Origin of the sequence: Streptomyces sporangiiformans, from assembly GCF_005768555.2 — a bacterium.
Lineage (GTDB): Bacteria > Actinomycetota > Actinomycetes > Streptomycetales > Streptomycetaceae > Streptomyces > Streptomyces sporangiiformans.
Genome location: NZ_VCHX02000190.1, coordinates 1 through 569 on the forward strand (window position 1 = coordinate 1; position 569 = coordinate 569).

The window sequence follows — 569 nt, forward strand, 5'->3', positions numbered from 1 at the left end:
TCGACGACCCGGTCCGAGCCGGCGGCCGCGACCGCGCCCTGGGTCAGCACCCACAACCGTCCTGCCCCATCGGCATCGGACAACACCGCCTGCACCAGCGCCAGGGCCGCCTCCGCCCCATCAGCCGGAGCCAGCACCCCCGCAGCACCCTCAGTCGCGGAGGCGAGTATCTCCGCCAGAGCCGCCCGGTCCACACCGGACGGGCATGTCACCCGCTCCAGACCCGGGCACCACTCCTCGAAGCCCGTCAGCACCTCCTCCGAACCAGCGGGCTGAAGCAGCAGCCAACGGCCCTCCAACTGACTGGCGGGCACACCCGATACCGGCTCCCACGCCACCCGGTATCGCCAGGAATCGACCGCCGAGCGTTCCGTGCGCTGCCGCCGCCAGGCCGACAGCACCGGCACCACACCCGCCAGCGCCTGCTCGTCCACACCCAGCACACCCGCCACGGCATCCGCGTCCCCGCGCTCCACCGCCGCCCAGAAACCCGCCTCCGCCACATCGGCCACAGCACCTGAGACCTCCGCCCCAGCAGGCTCCGGCCAGAACCACTCCCGCTGGAAGGC

General features: G+C 72.9%; 1 protein-coding gene. It reads right to left on the bottom strand.

Features of this window, described 5'->3' with window-relative positions; genetic code table 11:
* Window positions 1-512: hypothetical protein (locus FGD71_RS34825; protein ID WP_140936015.1), on the bottom strand; the 512-nt coding region annotated here is incomplete at its 3' end.
* Window positions 513-569 lie beyond the last annotated feature (57 nt).